Annotated in this window: 1 pseudogene; it reads left to right on the top strand. The window is 34.3% G+C overall.

The features are described 5' to 3' along the window. Positions 1-164: pseudogene (locus tag E5355_RS20090) on the top strand (UDP-GlcNAc--UDP-phosphate GlcNAc-1-phosphate transferase); the annotation flags it as partial. Between the last annotated feature and the right edge of the window lie 139 nt (positions 165-303).

Here is a 303-nt window from a genome sequence, read left to right as displayed (position 1 = left end):
TGGTGGTTTCTTCTATTTACATGGCAGTGCAGGCAATCATTGTCGTAGGATATATAATGTGTTTAGGTTACGGTTATTGGTATTTGACAGGTATAATTCTTTTGCTTTGTTTTTCTTATACCTGCTTTATGAAGAAGTATTTCGGATTGCACCAGTCTACGTGAGTAATACTGAAATGATGATTAGTAAAATAATGAAAGGCGATGGAGACTAAAATCTCCATCGCCTTTCGTCTTTTTTTGAAATATAAATCGTACCTTTGTCATACACCAATCAGGTTATAATAACATGGAACAGATACGT

The sequence above is a fragment of the Bacteroides muris (ex Afrizal et al. 2022) genome, assembly GCF_004793475.1.
Lineage (GTDB): Bacteria > Bacteroidota > Bacteroidia > Bacteroidales > Bacteroidaceae > Bacteroides > Bacteroides muris.
This window is presented reverse-complemented; position numbering and strand designations above follow the sequence as displayed.